This window comes from Lederbergia galactosidilytica (assembly GCF_017873565.1).
Classification (GTDB): Bacteria; Bacillota; Bacilli; order Bacillales; family Bacillaceae_C; genus Lederbergia; species Lederbergia galactosidilytica.
The window spans coordinates 89,445-105,708 of record NZ_JAGGKH010000012.1 but is presented as its reverse complement, the minus strand read 5'-3'; the positions used below and the strand labels follow the sequence as shown (position 1 = coordinate 105,708).

The 16,264-nt window shown below is 37.1% G+C and carries 13 protein-coding genes and 2 pseudogenes; 11 read left to right on the top strand and 4 right to left on the bottom strand.

The window, feature by feature from the left end; translation table 11 throughout:
* Positions 1–100: 100 nt before the first annotated feature.
* The 3 genes from J2Z23_RS13745 (at position 101) to J2Z23_RS13735 (ending at position 2,327) form a co-directional block, all read left to right on the top strand.
* A complete protein-coding gene (locus J2Z23_RS13745) occupies positions 101–409 on the top strand; it encodes a PadR family transcriptional regulator (protein WP_057989008.1) in 309 nt (102 codons plus the stop codon).
* Between the two features lie 16 nt (positions 410–425).
* Entirely contained in the window at positions 426–1,619 is a 1,194-nt protein-coding gene (locus J2Z23_RS13740; protein ID WP_057989014.1) for a chromate transporter, read from the top strand.
* A gap of 78 nt (positions 1,620–1,697) precedes the next feature.
* Positions 1,698–2,327, top strand: coding sequence for a class I SAM-dependent methyltransferase (locus J2Z23_RS13735; protein ID WP_064468964.1), 630 nt, complete (start codon positions 1,698–1,700; stop codon positions 2,325–2,327).
* 129 nt (positions 2,328–2,456) lie between these two features.
* Here the strand turns inward: J2Z23_RS13735 and J2Z23_RS13730 are convergent.
* From J2Z23_RS13730 to J2Z23_RS13720, 4 genes and pseudogenes are all read right to left on the bottom strand, one after another.
* Positions 2,457–2,847 (bottom strand): annotated as a pseudogene (locus J2Z23_RS13730) (zinc-binding dehydrogenase); the annotation flags it as partial.
* A gap of 12 nt (positions 2,848–2,859) precedes the next feature.
* Positions 2,860–3,042: pseudogene (locus tag J2Z23_RS22790) on the bottom strand (hypothetical protein); the annotation flags it as partial.
* Between the two features lie 56 nt (positions 3,043–3,098).
* Positions 3,099–3,926: a sugar phosphate isomerase/epimerase family protein gene (locus J2Z23_RS13725; RefSeq protein WP_057983732.1), complete on the bottom strand. Its 828-nt coding sequence runs from the start codon at positions 3,924–3,926 to the stop codon at positions 3,099–3,101.
* A gap of 28 nt (positions 3,927–3,954) precedes the next feature.
* Positions 3,955–5,013, bottom strand: coding sequence for an oxidoreductase (locus tag J2Z23_RS13720; protein ID WP_057983730.1), 1,059 nt, complete (start codon positions 5,011–5,013; stop codon positions 3,955–3,957).
* Between the two features lie 412 nt (positions 5,014–5,425).
* Between J2Z23_RS13720 and J2Z23_RS13715 the strand changes: the two genes are divergently transcribed.
* The 8 genes from J2Z23_RS13715 (at position 5,426) to J2Z23_RS13680 (ending at position 16,255) form a co-directional block, all read left to right on the top strand.
* Positions 5,426–6,577 (top strand): GntR family transcriptional regulator, encoded by a 1,152-nt coding sequence (locus tag J2Z23_RS13715; protein WP_057983729.1) that lies wholly within the window; start codon positions 5,426–5,428, stop codon positions 6,575–6,577.
* A 429-nt stretch (positions 6,578–7,006) separates the two neighbouring features.
* Positions 7,007–7,954: an ABC transporter permease gene (locus tag J2Z23_RS13710; RefSeq protein ID WP_238456246.1), complete on the top strand. Its 948-nt coding sequence runs from the start codon at positions 7,007–7,009 to the stop codon at positions 7,952–7,954.
* A 30-nt stretch (positions 7,955–7,984) separates the two neighbouring features.
* Positions 7,985–8,881, top strand: a complete 897-nt coding sequence (locus J2Z23_RS13705) for a carbohydrate ABC transporter permease (protein WP_082881492.1) — start codon at positions 7,985–7,987, stop codon at positions 8,879–8,881.
* 151 nt (positions 8,882–9,032) lie between these two features.
* Complete coding sequence (locus tag J2Z23_RS13700) at positions 9,033–10,646, top strand: extracellular solute-binding protein (protein ID WP_057983725.1); 1,614 nt, start codon at positions 9,033–9,035, stop codon at positions 10,644–10,646.
* Positions 10,647–11,061: 415 nt separating this feature from the next.
* Positions 11,062–11,931, top strand: coding sequence for a sugar phosphate isomerase/epimerase family protein (locus tag J2Z23_RS13695; protein WP_064468926.1), 870 nt, complete (start codon positions 11,062–11,064; stop codon positions 11,929–11,931).
* Between the two features lie 93 nt (positions 11,932–12,024).
* Positions 12,025–13,005, top strand: a complete 981-nt coding sequence (locus J2Z23_RS13690; protein ID WP_057983720.1) for a Gfo/Idh/MocA family protein — start codon at positions 12,025–12,027, stop codon at positions 13,003–13,005.
* Between the two features lie 755 nt (positions 13,006–13,760).
* Positions 13,761–15,044, top strand: coding sequence for an extracellular solute-binding protein (locus J2Z23_RS13685; RefSeq protein WP_209974260.1), 1,284 nt, complete (start codon positions 13,761–13,763; stop codon positions 15,042–15,044).
* A 335-nt stretch (positions 15,045–15,379) separates the two neighbouring features.
* Positions 15,380–16,255, top strand: a complete 876-nt coding sequence (locus J2Z23_RS13680) for a carbohydrate ABC transporter permease (protein ID WP_057983704.1) — start codon at positions 15,380–15,382, stop codon at positions 16,253–16,255.
* Positions 16,256–16,264 lie beyond the last annotated feature (9 nt).

Below are 16,264 nucleotides of genomic sequence, written 5' to 3'. Positions count from 1 at the left end.
TGATCTCATTCTATATTGAAAATAAGCAAAGCGTAACATATACTCGTGATATCGAAATGCGATATTGAAGACCGATATTAATAGGCAAGGAGAGGCTAGTTTGGAAGATAAAGTATTGCGGAAACTTTTTCTTGGTTTTATTCATATCCACATTTTGCATCATGCAAAAGAGCATCCCATATTCGGAGCGTGGATGTTAGAAGAACTTCGAGAACATGGCTATAGGATCAGTGCTGGTACACTTTATCCTATCCTCCATTCGATGGAATCTGATGGTCTTCTTATAAGAGAGGATAGAAATGTGGACGGGAAAATCAGAAAATATTACACGACCACGGAAAGGGGAAATCTCATCCTTAGTGAGGCTCGAGAAAAAGCATATGAACTTTTTAAGGAAATTAAAGAGTGATAAAAAGGAGTTAATGATGACTAAGAATAACCCAAACAGCGGCTTTAAATCGCTTCTAGAAATTTTGCTCGTTTCAACACGACTTGGTTTTACCTCCTTCGGTGGACCAACAGCTCATTTAGGATATTTTTATGAAGAATACGTACGTAGAAGAAAGTGGCTAGATGAAAAAAGTTATGCAGATTTAGTTGCTTTGGCGCAATTTTTACCCGGTCCGGCTAGTAGCCAAGTGGGAATTGGGATAGGTGTCATGCGAGCGGGTATATTAGGAGGTGTGGTATCCTTCCTTGGTTTTACATTACCTTCAGTAGTTGCCCTTATCCTTTTTGCCATCCTACTTACTGAGTTTGAAATCAATCATGTTGGCTGGATACACGGATTAAAGATTGTAGCAGTAGTAGTCGTTGCTCATGCCATAATGGGGATGGCAAAAAAATTAACCCCTGATTTAAAAAGAAAAGCAATTGCTTTATTTGCACTCATTACAACACTTATTTGGCAAACAGCCTTTACACAAGTAGGCGTCATTTTGATAGCCGCACTCATGGGTTTTCTTCTATTTAAGCATCAACAGGAAAAGGAAGAAGTTCGTTCATTCTTTCCAATTGCTAAGAGTGTTTCAATAATATCGTTACTGTTGTTTTTCGCTTTACTTTTTTTACTACCGATTATCAAGGAGGTAACAGGATCGGACTGGATCGCTATGTTCGATAGTTTTTATCGATCAGGCTCTCTGGTTTTCGGTGGGGGGCATGTAGTTTTACCTTTATTGGAACAAGAACTTGTACCGACCGGTTGGATGAGTGAAGAGACATTCTTAGCGGGGTATGGTGCTGCGCAAGCCGTTCCGGGTCCCTTGTTTACTTTTGCCGCTTATTTAGGCGCTGTTCTGAATGGCTGGCAAGGCGGACTGCTCGCAACGATTGCAATATTTTTACCAGCATTTCTGCTTATTATCGGCACACTACCATTTTGGGATCAGTTACGGAATAATAGGAAAATTAAAGGAGCGATTATGGGGGTAAATGCTGCAGTTGTGGGAATATTAATCTCAGCGTTTTATCATCCCATTTGGACGAGCTCCATTTTATCACCTGGGGATTTTGCTTTTGCTGCTATTTTATATAGTATGTTAGTCTATTGGAAATTACCGCCTTGGATTGTGGTGCTGACTGGTGTAATTGGTGGTTTACTTATGAGCTTAATTTAGGTAAACAATGCTATGTTCAACGGAATGGGGCCATGCTTAACAGGAGCGGATAAAGAATATTTGGAAAGGGGCCCAGGTATGACGGAATTATGGGAATCTAGTTTTCAAGCAAATCAAATGATGTGGGGATTTGAACCTTCCGACTCCGCAATCAAGACAAAGGACTTTTTCCTTGAAAAGAATGTGCAGGATATACTGATTCCAGGGATCGGATATGGCAGAAACGCAAAGGTCTTTCTGGATAACGGTATAAATGTAACAGGGATTGAAATTTCAAAAACAGCGATTGAATTGGCACGACAAAATGGACTTAATATGGATATTTTTCATGGGGCAGTTGGTGACATGCCGTTTGATGACAAATTGTATGATGGGATATTTTGCTATGCGTTGATTCATTTATTGAATGAACGTGAGCGAGAGAAGTTCATTCAAGATTGTTATAACCAGCTGAAGCCAAACGGTTATATGATTTTTACGGCGATTTCTAAAGATGCCCCGATGTATGGCAAAGGTAAAAAACTAGGGAAAAATTATTTCGAAATCACGGAAGGTATAAAAATGTTTTTTTATGACTCTAATACGATTAAGCATGAGTTTGGAAAGTACGGACTGGTTGAATACACTGAGATTATTGAGCCACATAAGGATAATGAAAAGAAACCTCCTTTTAAATTTTTAATGATAAAATGCCAAAAGGAACAATGATAAAGGTTTAGATCTTCAATGCCTTTAATAATTTGTAGGAGGGAGTCAACAGGCTTCCCTTCTTCTATTTAAGCTATTTCTGAAGGAGAACCGTGAATCGGTTTCTAATCATCAATTAGGTGAACTATCTACTTTAAAGGCGACATCTACACCATCTGGAACAATAGCGCGAATAGCCTCCACGGAATTTCCATTACTTGAGTTAATAATATGTGTTGTGCCTAATTCTTTCGCTTTTTCAAGGCGTGTTTCAGATAAATCTAACACGATGATCTTACTTGCACCCGCTGCTTTTGCAGCAATGACAGTTAATAATCCGATTGGCCCAGCACCGAATACAGCTATAGTATCCCAAAATTGAAGTTGACCTTCTTTGACAGCTTGTACAGCGACAGCCATTGGTTCTACCAATGCACCATCTTGTAAGCTTAATGTTTCTGGAAGATGATAAACATTGGATTCTGGCATTTGCATAACTCGTAAACCCGCCATCTCCGTGTAAGCCAATAAAACTGAATCCGTGTATACTAAGTATAAAAACGCTTAAAATTGTTTTTAGCCATTTCACATTCTTCGTTAATTGACTATAAATAACGCAAGCAATAGAGAATATTACATAATTAACTACTATCTTCGTCTTATAGTAGTTAGGGAATAATCTTGTTAGATATTGAACGACTTTTTTCCTGCTATGGGCGTTATTTGCAAAATATTCAAACCCTTGGGAAGAAAAAGAGGCGTACCTTTACGCCTCTTTTTGAATTTCTAGATTCAGTTAACACTATAGGAATCTATCATTGTTTTTAAGCCATATTTTGCAACTTCCAATGGTGATTGATCTCCATATTCCTCGATAAATAATTCTAATGATAAATATCCATTAAAGCCACTTTGTGCCAATACTAAGCCCATTTCTTTTGTATTGCCTATCCCTTCGCCAGGAAAAACCCGATCACGGTCCACTAAATTTCCGTTTATTGGAGTGGTAGGGTAATCATTAACATGGACCACTCCAATTTGGTTTGCTTGTATATTTTTTAATTCTGAGAAATCACTGCCACCAATATACATATGGAAAGGATCTATAAGAATTTTAGGTGAGGATATGTCGACTTTATCGATGATGTACCGAGCTTGAGTTAAAGTAGATAATTGCTCAGCCTTTCCCCAAAATTCAAGAATGGGTTCAATCCCTATATCGCGACCAAGTAGGACCAGTCGTTCAAAGTACTGGCTTATTTCGTCTAAGTGTACTGATTTTACATTCCCGAATGGAGGAGCAGCTATGGAAATACACCCTAACGATGCTAATAGCTTCATCTCCTTTTCAGCTTGTTCAAATGCTTTTTCTCGGGTTGATTGATCTTTGTCAGCCCACTTGAAAAAAGCTATCGCATTTATAAATGATAGATTTGTTCTGTTCAAAGCAGTTTGAATCGATTGGATTGTTCCTCCATTTGATAAATAATCTTCAATATCACGTACCCAAAGCTCAATCCCATCGTAGCCAGCTTGCTTGGTAATTTCTATTTGTTGAATGACATCTAGTTGAAATGGAAATAAAGTTGATGCATTTAGAGAAGTTTTAAATGGAAACATACAATTTCCCCTTATCTTGATATTATTTTCAATTATCCACTAGTAACGTCCGGCCTTCTTTATGGCTTTGCAATGCCCTTTCAATCAAGTGAATGTTATAGCTTGCTTCTTCTGGCTTCACTTCCAGCTCAATGTTTTCCATAATATGATCATAGATATTTTGGTAATAATTTTGATAGGCACCTGGAAGGGTTTCTATTTTTCCTTTCAAATGAATCTTGCCAAGCGAGGTATTTAATTCTCCCCATTGTCCCTCCGGCTCCACTCCCCATTGTGGAGTTGAAGCAGGGGATTGACCACTAATTAATGCTTTTTCTTGTGGGTCCAGTCCATATTTAATAAAAGAACCTTTCTCGCCATGTAAAATGTAACGGGGAGATTCGCTGCGTACAAATGGAGAAGACTTCAATGTTACTTTTAACTTGTCATCATATCCAAGTGTAACAGCAAAATAATCATGGGCATTTGCACCCTCCCGTTGAATCTGAATATCTGCTGCTATTTTATTTGGTTTACCAAAAAGCTGAACAGCTTGATCAAGTAAATGGACACCTAAATCATAAAAGACGCCTGCACCTTTACCTGCTTGATCTCGCCAGTTTTTTCTAGATGCGGTTGGGTGAAAACGATCCCAATGAAAGGCGCATTCCCTTATTCTGCCAAGTAAATTATTCTGCAAGATTTCTTGAATTGTCAAGAAGTCTCCATCCCAGCGACGGTTATGGAAAACACTTAGTACCTTATTTTTCTGTTTTGCTAATTGGATTAGCTCATCTGCTTCGCTTTTCGTTACTGTAAAAGGTTTCTCTACGACGACATGTTTTCCAGCATTCAGAGCATTTCGCACAAAATCCACATGGTCGGTACTAGGCGTTGTGATGATGATTAAATCAATATCTGAATCAGCGTACAGTTCATCAGCTGATTTTACAACTTCAACCCATGGATATCGTTCCTTGGCACTTTCGCTACTACGTTGAACCACTTTCTGCAAATTCAAACCGGGTATAGAAGTAATAATGGGGGCATGAAACGTTTTGCCAGCGAATCCATAGCCAATCAAGCCAACCTGAAGCTGCGGTTTCAAATTTAATCACTCTCCTCATGGTAAGTTGATATTACATTTGCTTCGCAGATGCTCTCAAGATTCTCGATGTTAGAATCAGCTGATGAATAAAGGGAACTATGGTATACCTAAATTACTAGTGTCTGAAATGATTGGAGATATGTATGATCCATTAACTGAGCTTGAACAACTTGATATGGTAATGATCTACTAACTTTCCTTATCGGTAAAAATAATATAGCATAGAATAGACCTATTATACAGAAGAATCCAATAATTTATTGGAGCTTTTTATTGTTGGGAAAAGGACACAAATGAGTAAGCGGGGGATATAAGCGGATTTTATCCCTATTAATGATTTTATTAAAAAGTCTTTTATAAAGTAGCTAAAGTTGATATATTATATCATAACAAGTTGTAAGGCGGGATAAAGATGAAGATACCATTATATAAAATTATCTACGAAAAAATTTTAGAGCAAATTAATGGGGGTGTTTTAGCTAAAGGCGATAAAATTCCTTCGGAAAAGGAATTAGCTGAGCAATTCGGGGTAAGTAGAATTACTTCAAAAAAAGCGTTAGATCTGTTGGCTCAAGAACAATTTATTGAACGGATTCAAGGAAAAGGTTCTTTTGTTGCTGACATTCATGGACAGATAAATAATCAGTCCAGTCCAGTTAAAGTGGAGGAGCAAGAGATCTATGTAAATACTAAACCAAAGATAGGATTAGTAATTTCCGACTTTTCAGATAGGTTTGGCTCTACTTTAGTGAAAGCGATTGAAAAGAATGTAACCGCTCGTAATGGGAGTTTGCTGATTAAAATAACAAAAGAGAATCTTGAGGATGAAGAAAAAGCGATTCAAGATCTATTGGAGGCCGGAATTAGCGGGATTATTATTTTGCCTATCCATGGAGAACATTATAACCATAAGATTCTCGAATTAGTACTAAAAAAGTTTCCTGTTGTCTTGGTTGATCGCTATTTACGCGGAATACAAATAGCTTCAGTGGTAACAGATAATTTTAAGGCAACAAAGGAAGCGACAGAATACTTAGTATCTTTAGGCCATGAGCATATTGCTTATATAACGGCTCCTTATGAGGGGACTACAGTTTTAGAAGATCGACTGAAAGGATATCAATTCGCATTTACTAAGCATCAGCTTGATTTAAATTTAAAATATACTTTTGAATCAATGGCCTCTGATTTTGTTCTACAGGAACGCAGTCAGTCAGAATTCACCTCTGAGCTAGAAAGAATGAAGCAATTTATAGAAAATAACCCTGAGATTACAGCATTTGTCGTATGTCGCTATGGTTTAGCAAAAATTTTATTACATGTAATTCACTTATTGGGGAAAAAGGTACCTGAGGATTATTCCATCATTTGCTTTGATTCCCCCCCAACAGATATTAGTGAACCATTGTTTACTCATATTGCTCAAAACGAAGAAAATATGGGTGGAAAGTCTGTGGAATTGTTGTTTAATCAAATTGAGGGCATAACGGAGGTAGTGACTGAAATCATTGACTTTGACATTATTGAAGGTAGGTCTACAGAAAAGCTAAAAGAGAATATTTAAGCATCTTTTAGATTAAGATATACCTTTTCCACTCTTCCAATATTTCTTAGTGAAAAGTATCACTTAACTGATTGCCGCTAGTAGAGGGAAAAATATAATAAATATGTCGAAAAAGAGAAACTAGTTTCTCTTTTTTATATTGACATATTATTATGGATGTTATATTCTATTGGAAAGATTAGTCATAAATCATTGGTTAAGTATGTTGTTATATGTAAGCGTTTTATAAGAAGGGGGTAATGATATAAAAATAATCTAAACAAAATACGCTCTTAGTATTTCGAACCTTCGGAATATTGGGTTGATAATTTACTTTCTTAGAGGATGGCCAGCAGATTATTCAAATTTTTCATTTAGGGGAGCGGTGAAAGATAACCGAAAAGTAGTAATTGAAACAAAGGGAGGGGTATCGTGAAAACACAAAAAGTCATTAGTCAAACTCCGCTGCAGAATGTTCAAAATAAAAGTCGTATACAAGAAGTGAAGAAGAAACTTAAAAAGAATATCCCGCTATACATCATTATCGCACCAGCAATTATTTACTTTATTATATGGCATTATTGGCCAATGTATGGAGTAATCATTGCTTTTAAAAACTTTTCACCCGCATTGGGGATATTTGATAGCCAATGGGCTGGATTCTCTCACTTCGAACGATTTTTTAATTCCTTTCATTTTTGGAGACTGTTGAAAAACACTTTAGGGTTAAGTATTTATAGTTTAGTAGTTGGTATACCTGCTCCTATTATTCTTGCATTATTATTTAACGAATTAAGATCAAAGTTTTTCCGAAATGTTGCACAGACGATCTCTTATGCCCCACATTTTCTATCTGTTGTTGTTTCGGTAGGAATACTATTTTTCTTCATTTCTCCTAATAACGGTATTATCAACGCGGTAATTGAAGCAATTGGAGGAAAACGAATTGATTTCCTAGCAAATCCCGATAATTTCTGGCATATCATGGTTTGGTCTGGAACTTGGCAAGGAATTGGTTGGGGATCACTTATTTATACAGCTGCAATGGCTGGGATCCCACAGGATCAATACGAGGCAGCTTACATCGATGGTGCAAGTAAATTACGGAGAATCTGGCATATCACACTCCCAGGAATTCGCCCGACAATTGTTATACTTGCTATTTTAGCAGTGGGAGGAATCATGGGTTCAGACTTCCAAAAAATCTTATTACTGCAAAATGGTTTGAACTTGGAAAAATCAGAGGTTATCGCAACTTATGTTTATAAGAGCGGTATTATAGAAGCACAATATAGTTTCTCGGCAGCAGTAGGGTTATTTAATAACGTAGTAGGTTGTATTCTTCTGATTATCGTGAATTGGATTGCAAAAAAGGTAAACGAGACGAGTCTATGGTAATGTACGCGTTTGCGGAAAGGGAGTGGCATCATGTTGAATCAAATTAAAAGGTCAACAGGCGAAAAGATATTGGATGGTTTCATCCTTGCTATGGTTATCTTGATCATATTTATGTTTTTATATCCACTAATCTTTGTGTTATTTGCCTCGTTAAGTGATCCAAGGTTAATTTATGAAAGTCCACTACTCATTTGGCCAAAAGGCTTTAATATAACAAGTTATATCGAGGTCTTTAAAAACAGCGAGATTTGGATTGCCTTCAAAAATACAATTATCTATACAACGATAGGGACCTTTATAAATATTTTTATGACGACTTTAGGGGCTTATCCATTATCAAGAGATCGATTCTATGGGAAAAACGTCATCACATTCTTTATAGTTCTTACTATGTTCTTTAGTGGTGGATTAATTCCACTCTATCTCGTAAACCAACAGCTAGGATTAATGAATACGATGTGGGCACTAGTTCTTCCGCCGGCAATTAGTGTATTTAACCTGGTCATTATGAGAACGTACTTCCAAACAAATCTCCCGAAGGAAGTAGAGGAAAGTGCCTTTGTGGATGGTGCTACAGAATTTCAACTGTTATATAAAATTGTATTACCTTTATCTACTCCCATCATCGCCGTATTAATATTATTTTATGGAGTAGCCCATTGGAACTCTTATTTTGAAGCATTGATTTATTTAACAGATCGAGAAAAGTTTCCATTACAGCTTATTTTAAGAGAGATCCTCGTACAAAACTCGATGGAACAAATGCTTGAAACGGCAGTAGATGCTGGATACGCAGACCGAATGATTGAAAAACAAAGTTTAAAATATGCGGTAGTTATAGTATCAACATTGCCATTGTTAATTTTATACCCATTGTTATCTAAATTTTTTGAAAAGGGTATCATGGTTGGTTCTTTAAAAGGATAGATTTTCATTTTGAAACTAATTGAAAGGAGGAGAGTTAAGCAGACCAAGTCGTTTTTTTCAAATCATGAGAATGAAATATAATAAAAAATTCGATATCTAGAATACGACTGTATTCTTTAGATATAAAGAATTAAAAATTAGGAGGAGTAAGATGAAAAAACTTTCATGGTTGGGATTGATTTTGCTTCTAATTTTTTCAATGGTATTAACTGCTTGTACTGGTGGGGGTTCCAAAACTAGCAAAGAAGAGAATAAGACGGAAGATGGCAAATTATCACTGCACTTTATGAAAAGAGGTTTTGGCAGTATCCACCCACCAGCAGATGAATTATGGATGTGGAAAAAGATGGAGGAAAAAACAGATATCCACATCAAATGGGAAGAGATTCCTGATGAGAGTAGAGGAGAGAAAAAGAATGTCATCATGTCATCCAAGGAATTACCTGATGCGTTCTATGGAGCTTTCGGCTTTTCAGCAGATGAAGTTGCAAAATATGGACAAGAGGGTCTATTTATTCCACTTGAAGACTTGATCGCAGAACATGCACCAAATCTAACAGCATTATTTGAAGAATATCCGTCAATTAAACAAGCTGTCACAATGCCAGATGGACATATTTATTCTTTGCCATATGTCGATTTCTCGGGGCCGGAACGCTCTTTAAGGTATAACATTAATAAAAAATGGTTAGAAAATATCGGCATCGATGATCCTTCCTCAATCACGACTTTAGATCAATTTACGGATGTACTTCGTAAATTTAAATCAGAAGACGCCAATGGCAATGGGGATGCCAGTGACGAAGTGCCGGTTTCTCTAGCACCTGGTGCAATTGGAATGTTTGAGGAACAAATGCTTGGATCCTTTGGGATGGGAAATGGTGGTCTAAAGGCAGCTGGAATGAAGCTATATTTAGACGAAAAAGGTGAATTACAACTAACCCTTACAGATGAGAAGTTCAAAGATTTATGGTCATATTTTAACATGCTTTGGCAGGAAGAATTATTTCATCCACAAACATTCTCTGATATGGAGTATGAAGAGTGGGTAACAGAAGGAACCCAAGATAAAGTCGGTGTTTTTTCATGGGTAGGTCCAGATTATTTAGGAAGTAAAGTTGCAGACAATTTTGTTGGGTTGCATGCTTTTGAAGGAGCGAATGGTGACAGAGTATTAAACTGGATTGACCACCCCGCCCGTGGTACGACTCAATTTATGATTACGAAGGATAATCAAAATCCTGAAGAAACGATTGAATGGGTTGATTACTTCTACGGTGAAGAAGGTTCCAATTTCGGCTTCTTTGGAATTGAAGGTGAAACATATGAAATGGTGGATGGAGCTCCTCTTTATAATGATGAGATTTTAAACTATGAGGGTGGTCCACAATTAGGTGCATTCCAATATGTGGATAATGTGTACGGTGCATTTTATCCCTATCTTGAACCTGAACCAGCATGGCGCGCAAAAGCTAGAGGGCTAGAAATTGATGATATATATAACGCTAATACTGAAGAAATTGAAACATTAGAGCCAGAAACAATCTTACCTCAATTCCAAAGTACGGCGGAAGAAAGTGCTGAAATTTCCGCCATCATGACAGATGTTGACACATATGTTGAAGAGATGCGTGCGAAGTTTGTAACAGGTAAGGCGGATATCGAAAAAGATTGGGAAGGCTATGTGAAAAACTTAGAAAAAATGGGGATTGATCGTTACTTAGAAATTAGACGGGCCCAATATGAAAGAATTCAAAGTCAATAAACCCAAAATTCGAAAGATAAATAGATTGATAGGTGAGTCAATTTCATCATTGCATTAATGATCAATACACGAACGTTATTGTTAAAGGAGATTGAATGGTTAATCCATGTATTTCCTTAACTTAGTTGATTGGAGCGAAAGGTGGTGACTCCTGGTGCTTAGCGTGACAGATGAGATCCCACAGGAGCATACGAGCTGTCCACCTGAAGCGTAAATCAATGTTGTTCGGATTTGAATGCTAAAATCTCTATTATGAAATTGATTCAGGTAATAAAATGGCTATCAAACTTTTAAACATTTAGGCAAAACAGGGAGGGATTTTCTGATTGTTCAAAGTTCCTCCCTAGTTCTGAAATAAAGAGAAAAGTATTCTCTAGACACTAATTTTAGGTTTTTAAAATTGGAGGAATGCTCTATGAATTTTCAAATTGGAATGCGGATCCCACCGTACATCGGTAAACAGGGAATTGAACAGGTTGCACATTGGGCTGCCGATATCGGCTTAGATGTAATAGACGTACCAGTTTATAACGAAAAGACAAAAACGGCCTTACATAGTTTGGGGCTTGAGGTTGGCTCAGTCGATCTAAAAAATACTTCATCTTTACTTAGTGAAGATGAAACTTCTCGTGCGGATGCTATAGAATCAATGAAACAACAAATTACTGAAGTATCTGAGCTAGGCGGCAAAGTGATGTTTATGGTCCTTGTTCCACAAGATGCCAACCAATCACGCGAAAAAAGTTTCTCGATTTGGAAAGAGACATTTCCTGAAGTAGTCAGTCATGCAGAAGAGAAGGGCATATACATGGCGTTAGAAGGATGGCCCGGACCAGCTCCACAATATCCTGCTATTGGCTGTACACCTGAAACAATAAGGGCTATGTTCAATCATATTCCGTCCAAACATTTTGGTCTTAACTATGATCCATCGCATTTAGTGCGTCTTGGGATTGATTATTTACGAGTTCTCGCAGAATTTGGGGATCGGGTTAATTATTGCCATGGGAAAGACACCGAAATACTAAGGGATGAATTATATGAATTTGGAACATTGCCTACCACATTTGGAGCAAATTATGGTTTTTCAGATGGCTCATGGCGATATACAATCCCGGGACATGGAGATGTGGAATGGGGGAAGGTAGCTGTTCGTCTAGAGAAAATAGGCTATAAAGGACCGATCAGTATTGAATTGGAGGATCAACGTTTTTGGGGGTCACTAGAAGCAGAACAACAGGGAATTATTAAAGCAAAAAATCACCTGGAATTATATTTTAAGTAAAGCAATCATAATATTAATAGGATTTTCCATATATATCTAAAGTATCTATTTCTAAAAAATCAAAAAGTGGATAATGGAAGGGAACTGATTATTATGGATAAAATTCGCGTAGGCATGATTGGAACAGGTGGGATCTCGAATTTACATGGGGATCAATTAGCGGAATTGGACTATGTAGAGGTTGTCGCGCTTACAGATCCAAATGTAGAAAATAGAAAGAAATTTATTACAAAGTATCAACTTAATGATGCAAAAGAATTTGCAGACCATAAAGAGATGCTTAATCACAGTCAATTGGATGCTGTCATTATTTGTTCACCCCATACCCTCCACTTTGACCAAGCTATGGATGTAATGAATCATGGTTGCCATGTATTGATAGAAAAACCTATGGCTTGTTCAAAAAAAGAGGCAGAAGAATTAATTGAAACCTCCGAAAAGCTAGGGAGAGTATTACAAGTCTCATACCAACGCCATTTTGAACCAGAGTTTATCTATATTCGTGATACAATCGCAAGTGGTGAAATTGGCAAATTAACTTCTGTCACCGCCTCCCTTTATCAACAATGGGGACATGGCCCTGATAATGTATGGCGTAAAAATCCCGCGCTCTCAGGTGGTGGGATGTTAATGGACTCGGGTAGCCACATCTGTGATGTCTTACTCTGGACAACAGGATTGACTCCACTAGAAGTAACTACACAAATGGAAAAACATCATTCACCAGTTGAACTAGATTCTTTTACTGCAATCCGCTTTGAAAATAATGTAGTGGCTGGACTGAATATTGTTGGTTATGCACCAATTTGGCATGAAACCTATGCCTTCTGCGGAGACAAAGGTGGGATCTTTTATGATAATGGAAAAGTGACCCTTCATCGATTAAGAGAAGAGCCTATTGTACCGGAACTTCCCGAAAAGACAACTAATCAAGATAAAAGCTTTTTCGATGCCATCTTAGGAAAACATGAAATTAAGGTGCCAGGCCATTTTGCCAAAGAAGTTGTCAATCTTACAGAAATGATCTACAATGCAGCAGGATATAAACCGTTGGAAAGTAATGCGATAAAGTAAAACGTATTTTCATAGGAAAATAGAAATTGTATCTCGAAGTAGTGTTGTTTTTATGAACATAAACACGAGTTAACTTTGCTAATTTTTGCTAAATACCAGGTTCTCGACAATGCTGAATATTGTCGAAGCCTGGTATTTTGTAATTTACATTAACTCTTAACTATTCTATAATGAAGCAAATGTTCTTAATATTTGGCCATGTAGAGAAAAAAGTCTGAAAAAACATTGGCATTTACATTTAATAAGTTTTAGGAATGACCATACCTTCCAATTTTATTCCCCTTCAAGTTAGATGACTTCTCCGAGGAATTCCCCGGCCTATACAATCGATCACTTTTTTCAAGGTTCTTCAAAATTTAGCTAGTTTAATAATTTGAATCAATATCATCATTGCTTATTCATGATCAATACACGAACTTTTTGTTAGAGAAGATTTCAATGTTAGTCAATGTATTTCCTAACCCAATCGATTGGAGGGGAAGGTGGTGACTTATCGGGCCTCAATCTAGACTTTCAGATGTATAATTAGCTTAGCCAAATTAATTTTCATCACTTGAGTAATTCCTCCCTTACTAACATCTACAGCCCCCAATTACATCAATGATCTATACTATCTACTAAATTAAGAGTAAATCCATACCAAGTCCTGAGAATATTAGATATTTTTGTAGTTTTTACGGATAGTTTTTAAATTTGGAAGCGCTATAATTTATTTTGATAGCGCTTTATATAGTGAAGGATGGGAGGAAATTGTAATGAAGAAGTTAGGTTATATCTTTATAGGATTACTTATGGTGGTAGTTCTAGCTGCGTGTGGTAGTAAAGATGCTAAAGAAACACAAGCCGTAAAGGATGGAAGTATTGAACTGACACTTTGGACGGATTGGACTGAGGATCGTCCAGAAAATACCCTTTATAAAGACCTTATTTCTAAATTTAATCAAGAGCATGAAGATATCCAAATTAAGGTGGAGGCCATTCCCCATGACCAATATGAAACAAAATTAAGAACTCAGGCGGCAGGTAATCAATTGCCTGATATGATGCGTGTATGGCCCGGTGCTAGAACAGCCCCTCTTGCCGAAGGTGGAGCTATACTTCCCCTCAATCCAATCATTGATAATTGGGAGGGAGATATTTTAGATTCAATTCTCCAAGACTATGCGATTGATGGAAATTATTATGCTATCCCGGCAAATGTAAGTATCACAAGCTTGATTTTTTATCATAAAGACCAGCTTCAAGATGCTGGTTATGATGAGTTTCCTCAAACATATGATGAATTGAAAGAGCTTATAAAAGCTCTAAATGATAAAGGAACAACCCCAATTGCTTTAGGGAATAAAGCCATTTGGCCATTACAATCTGTCTATCTATCAACCATTGCGGACCGATATACTGATAGCGATTTCTTAGAGAGTGCATTAAACGGAGATGGAACATTTGAGGATCCACAATTTATCAGTGCATTATCTGTTATCGATGAATTAACGAAGGCAAATGCATTTAATGAAGACATGAATACTCTCGATGAGGCTCAATCTAGAAATGAATTCATTAAAGGAACCGCCGCCATGCACTTTGCTGGTTCATGGGCGATTGGACCAATTTTAGAAAGTGTTGAGAATATTGGAAATATTGGAGTGGCACCATTCCCGACATTTCCAGGGGGTAACGGGGACCCTGCAAAAATTTCCGGTGCCGCTGGTGGTGGGATTGCAGTAAGTAGCCAATTAAGTGAAGAAGAACAAGAAGCAGCTTTTACTTTTTTAAAATATTTTTATGGTGAGGAATTATACCAGGGGTTAATCAAGGCGAATGTCGTAATTCCAGCTGATATTGAAATGGATGACAACATCCCAGAAATCTTTAAAGAGGCTAATAGCTTTGTTCAGGGTGGACTAGCCCCAGTATATGATGCAACATTGACACCTGAATTAACCGATATGATTAACAATGGCTTACAATCGATTACTTTAGGGGAAAAAGCACCAGAAGGGTTAGCTAAAGATATGCAAAAAGAGAATGAAAATAAATAACAGTCCGATACATCAACCATGGGTTGTCATAAAAGTCAAAAGTCCTCAAATAGACTGCCTGCTCAGGCCTACTGGAAGTAAGCCAAGCAGGCATTGCGGTTTCAAGATGACTAGTGCAGACTAAGCAACAGAATTGCCTTATGAGTCTACTGCTAGGGGAACGTCAACTAAGCCATCGATCCCACTTCGTTTTGGGGGCTTCTGGTGCTATTCCCGTAGTCGTATCGCCATTTTTGAGGATTTTAATTCGAGTGATTTGACAAGAAACTAACTTCCCTTGTCTTTTTAATCTAAAGACCTACTAGACAGCCCAGTGAACATTTAGGGGGGAGAACATGAGATTAACAGGAAAAAGTAAATTCGCTATTATATTAGGCATATTACCTGCTTTTGCCCTATATGTTGTTTTTGCCATCTATCCAATTCTTCAATCCTTCTATTATTCTCTTATGGATTGGAATGGTTTTAATGAAATGACATATGTAGGATTTAATAATTTTAAAAAGTTATTTGCGGATCCCCTTTTTTGGAATTCTGTAAAAAACAATATATACGTAGTATTAGCCTCTGTATTAGGTCAAGTCCCCATTGCTTTATTCTTTGCCCTTTTGCTTAACCGCAAAATGAAGGGAGCAAAGTTATTTAGAACGATTGGGTTTTTACCAGTTGTTTTATCAACTGTTGTAATCTCCTTAACATGGAGTTTAATTTATAATTCCCGTAATGGATTAATTAATGAAGTTTTACGCTCTATTGGTTTAGATGCGCTAGCCCAAAATTGGTTAGGTGATACAAAGTGGACAATGGGAGCTGTCTTAGTTGTTGTTATTTGGCAGTTCGTTGGTTTATATTTAATTATTTTCCTTGCAGCTTTACAAAATGTGCCAAACGAGATCATGGAAGCAGCGAAAATAGACGGTGCTTCAGAATGGAAGAGAACCTGGAAAATTACAATCCCGATGATTTGGGATACAATTTTAGTAGCGATTATCTTATGTATTTCAGGGAGTCTGAAAACATTCGACTTAATTTATGTTATGACAAATGGTGGCCCAGCGCATTCTACAGATGTTATGGCGCTCTACATGTTTAATGAAACATTTACAAAATTACAGTATGGCTATGGAAGTGCTGTGTCAGTTTTTATTTTCTTCTTTAGTCTTATTTTAATTGTCATTGTTAACAAAGTTTTAGGAAAGAAAATGATTTAGGAGGTGGGC

Bases quoted from the DNA above. Each gene is read 5' to 3' on its own strand.
- J2Z23_RS13740 (WP_057989014.1), top strand. From the start codon at position 426: ATGACTAAGAATAACCCAAACAGCGGCTTTAAATCGCTTCTAGAAATT.
- J2Z23_RS13735 (WP_064468964.1), top strand. From the start codon at position 1,698: ATGACGGAATTATGGGAATCTAGTTTTCAAGCAAATCAAATGATGTGG.
- J2Z23_RS13725 (WP_057983732.1), bottom strand. From the start codon at position 3,926: ATGTTTCCATTTAAAACTTCTCTAAATGCATCAACTTTATTTCCATTT.
- J2Z23_RS13715 (WP_057983729.1), top strand. From the start codon at position 5,426: ATGAAGATACCATTATATAAAATTATCTACGAAAAAATTTTAGAGCAA.
- J2Z23_RS13705 (WP_082881492.1), top strand. From the start codon at position 7,985: ATGTTGAATCAAATTAAAAGGTCAACAGGCGAAAAGATATTGGATGGT.
- J2Z23_RS13700 (WP_057983725.1), top strand. From the start codon at position 9,033: ATGAAAAAACTTTCATGGTTGGGATTGATTTTGCTTCTAATTTTTTCA.
- J2Z23_RS13695 (WP_064468926.1), top strand. From the start codon at position 11,062: ATGAATTTTCAAATTGGAATGCGGATCCCACCGTACATCGGTAAACAG.
- J2Z23_RS13690 (WP_057983720.1), top strand. From the start codon at position 12,025: ATGGATAAAATTCGCGTAGGCATGATTGGAACAGGTGGGATCTCGAAT.
- J2Z23_RS13685 (WP_209974260.1), top strand. From the start codon at position 13,761: ATGAAGAAGTTAGGTTATATCTTTATAGGATTACTTATGGTGGTAGTT.
- J2Z23_RS13680 (WP_057983704.1), top strand. From the start codon at position 15,380: ATGAGATTAACAGGAAAAAGTAAATTCGCTATTATATTAGGCATATTA.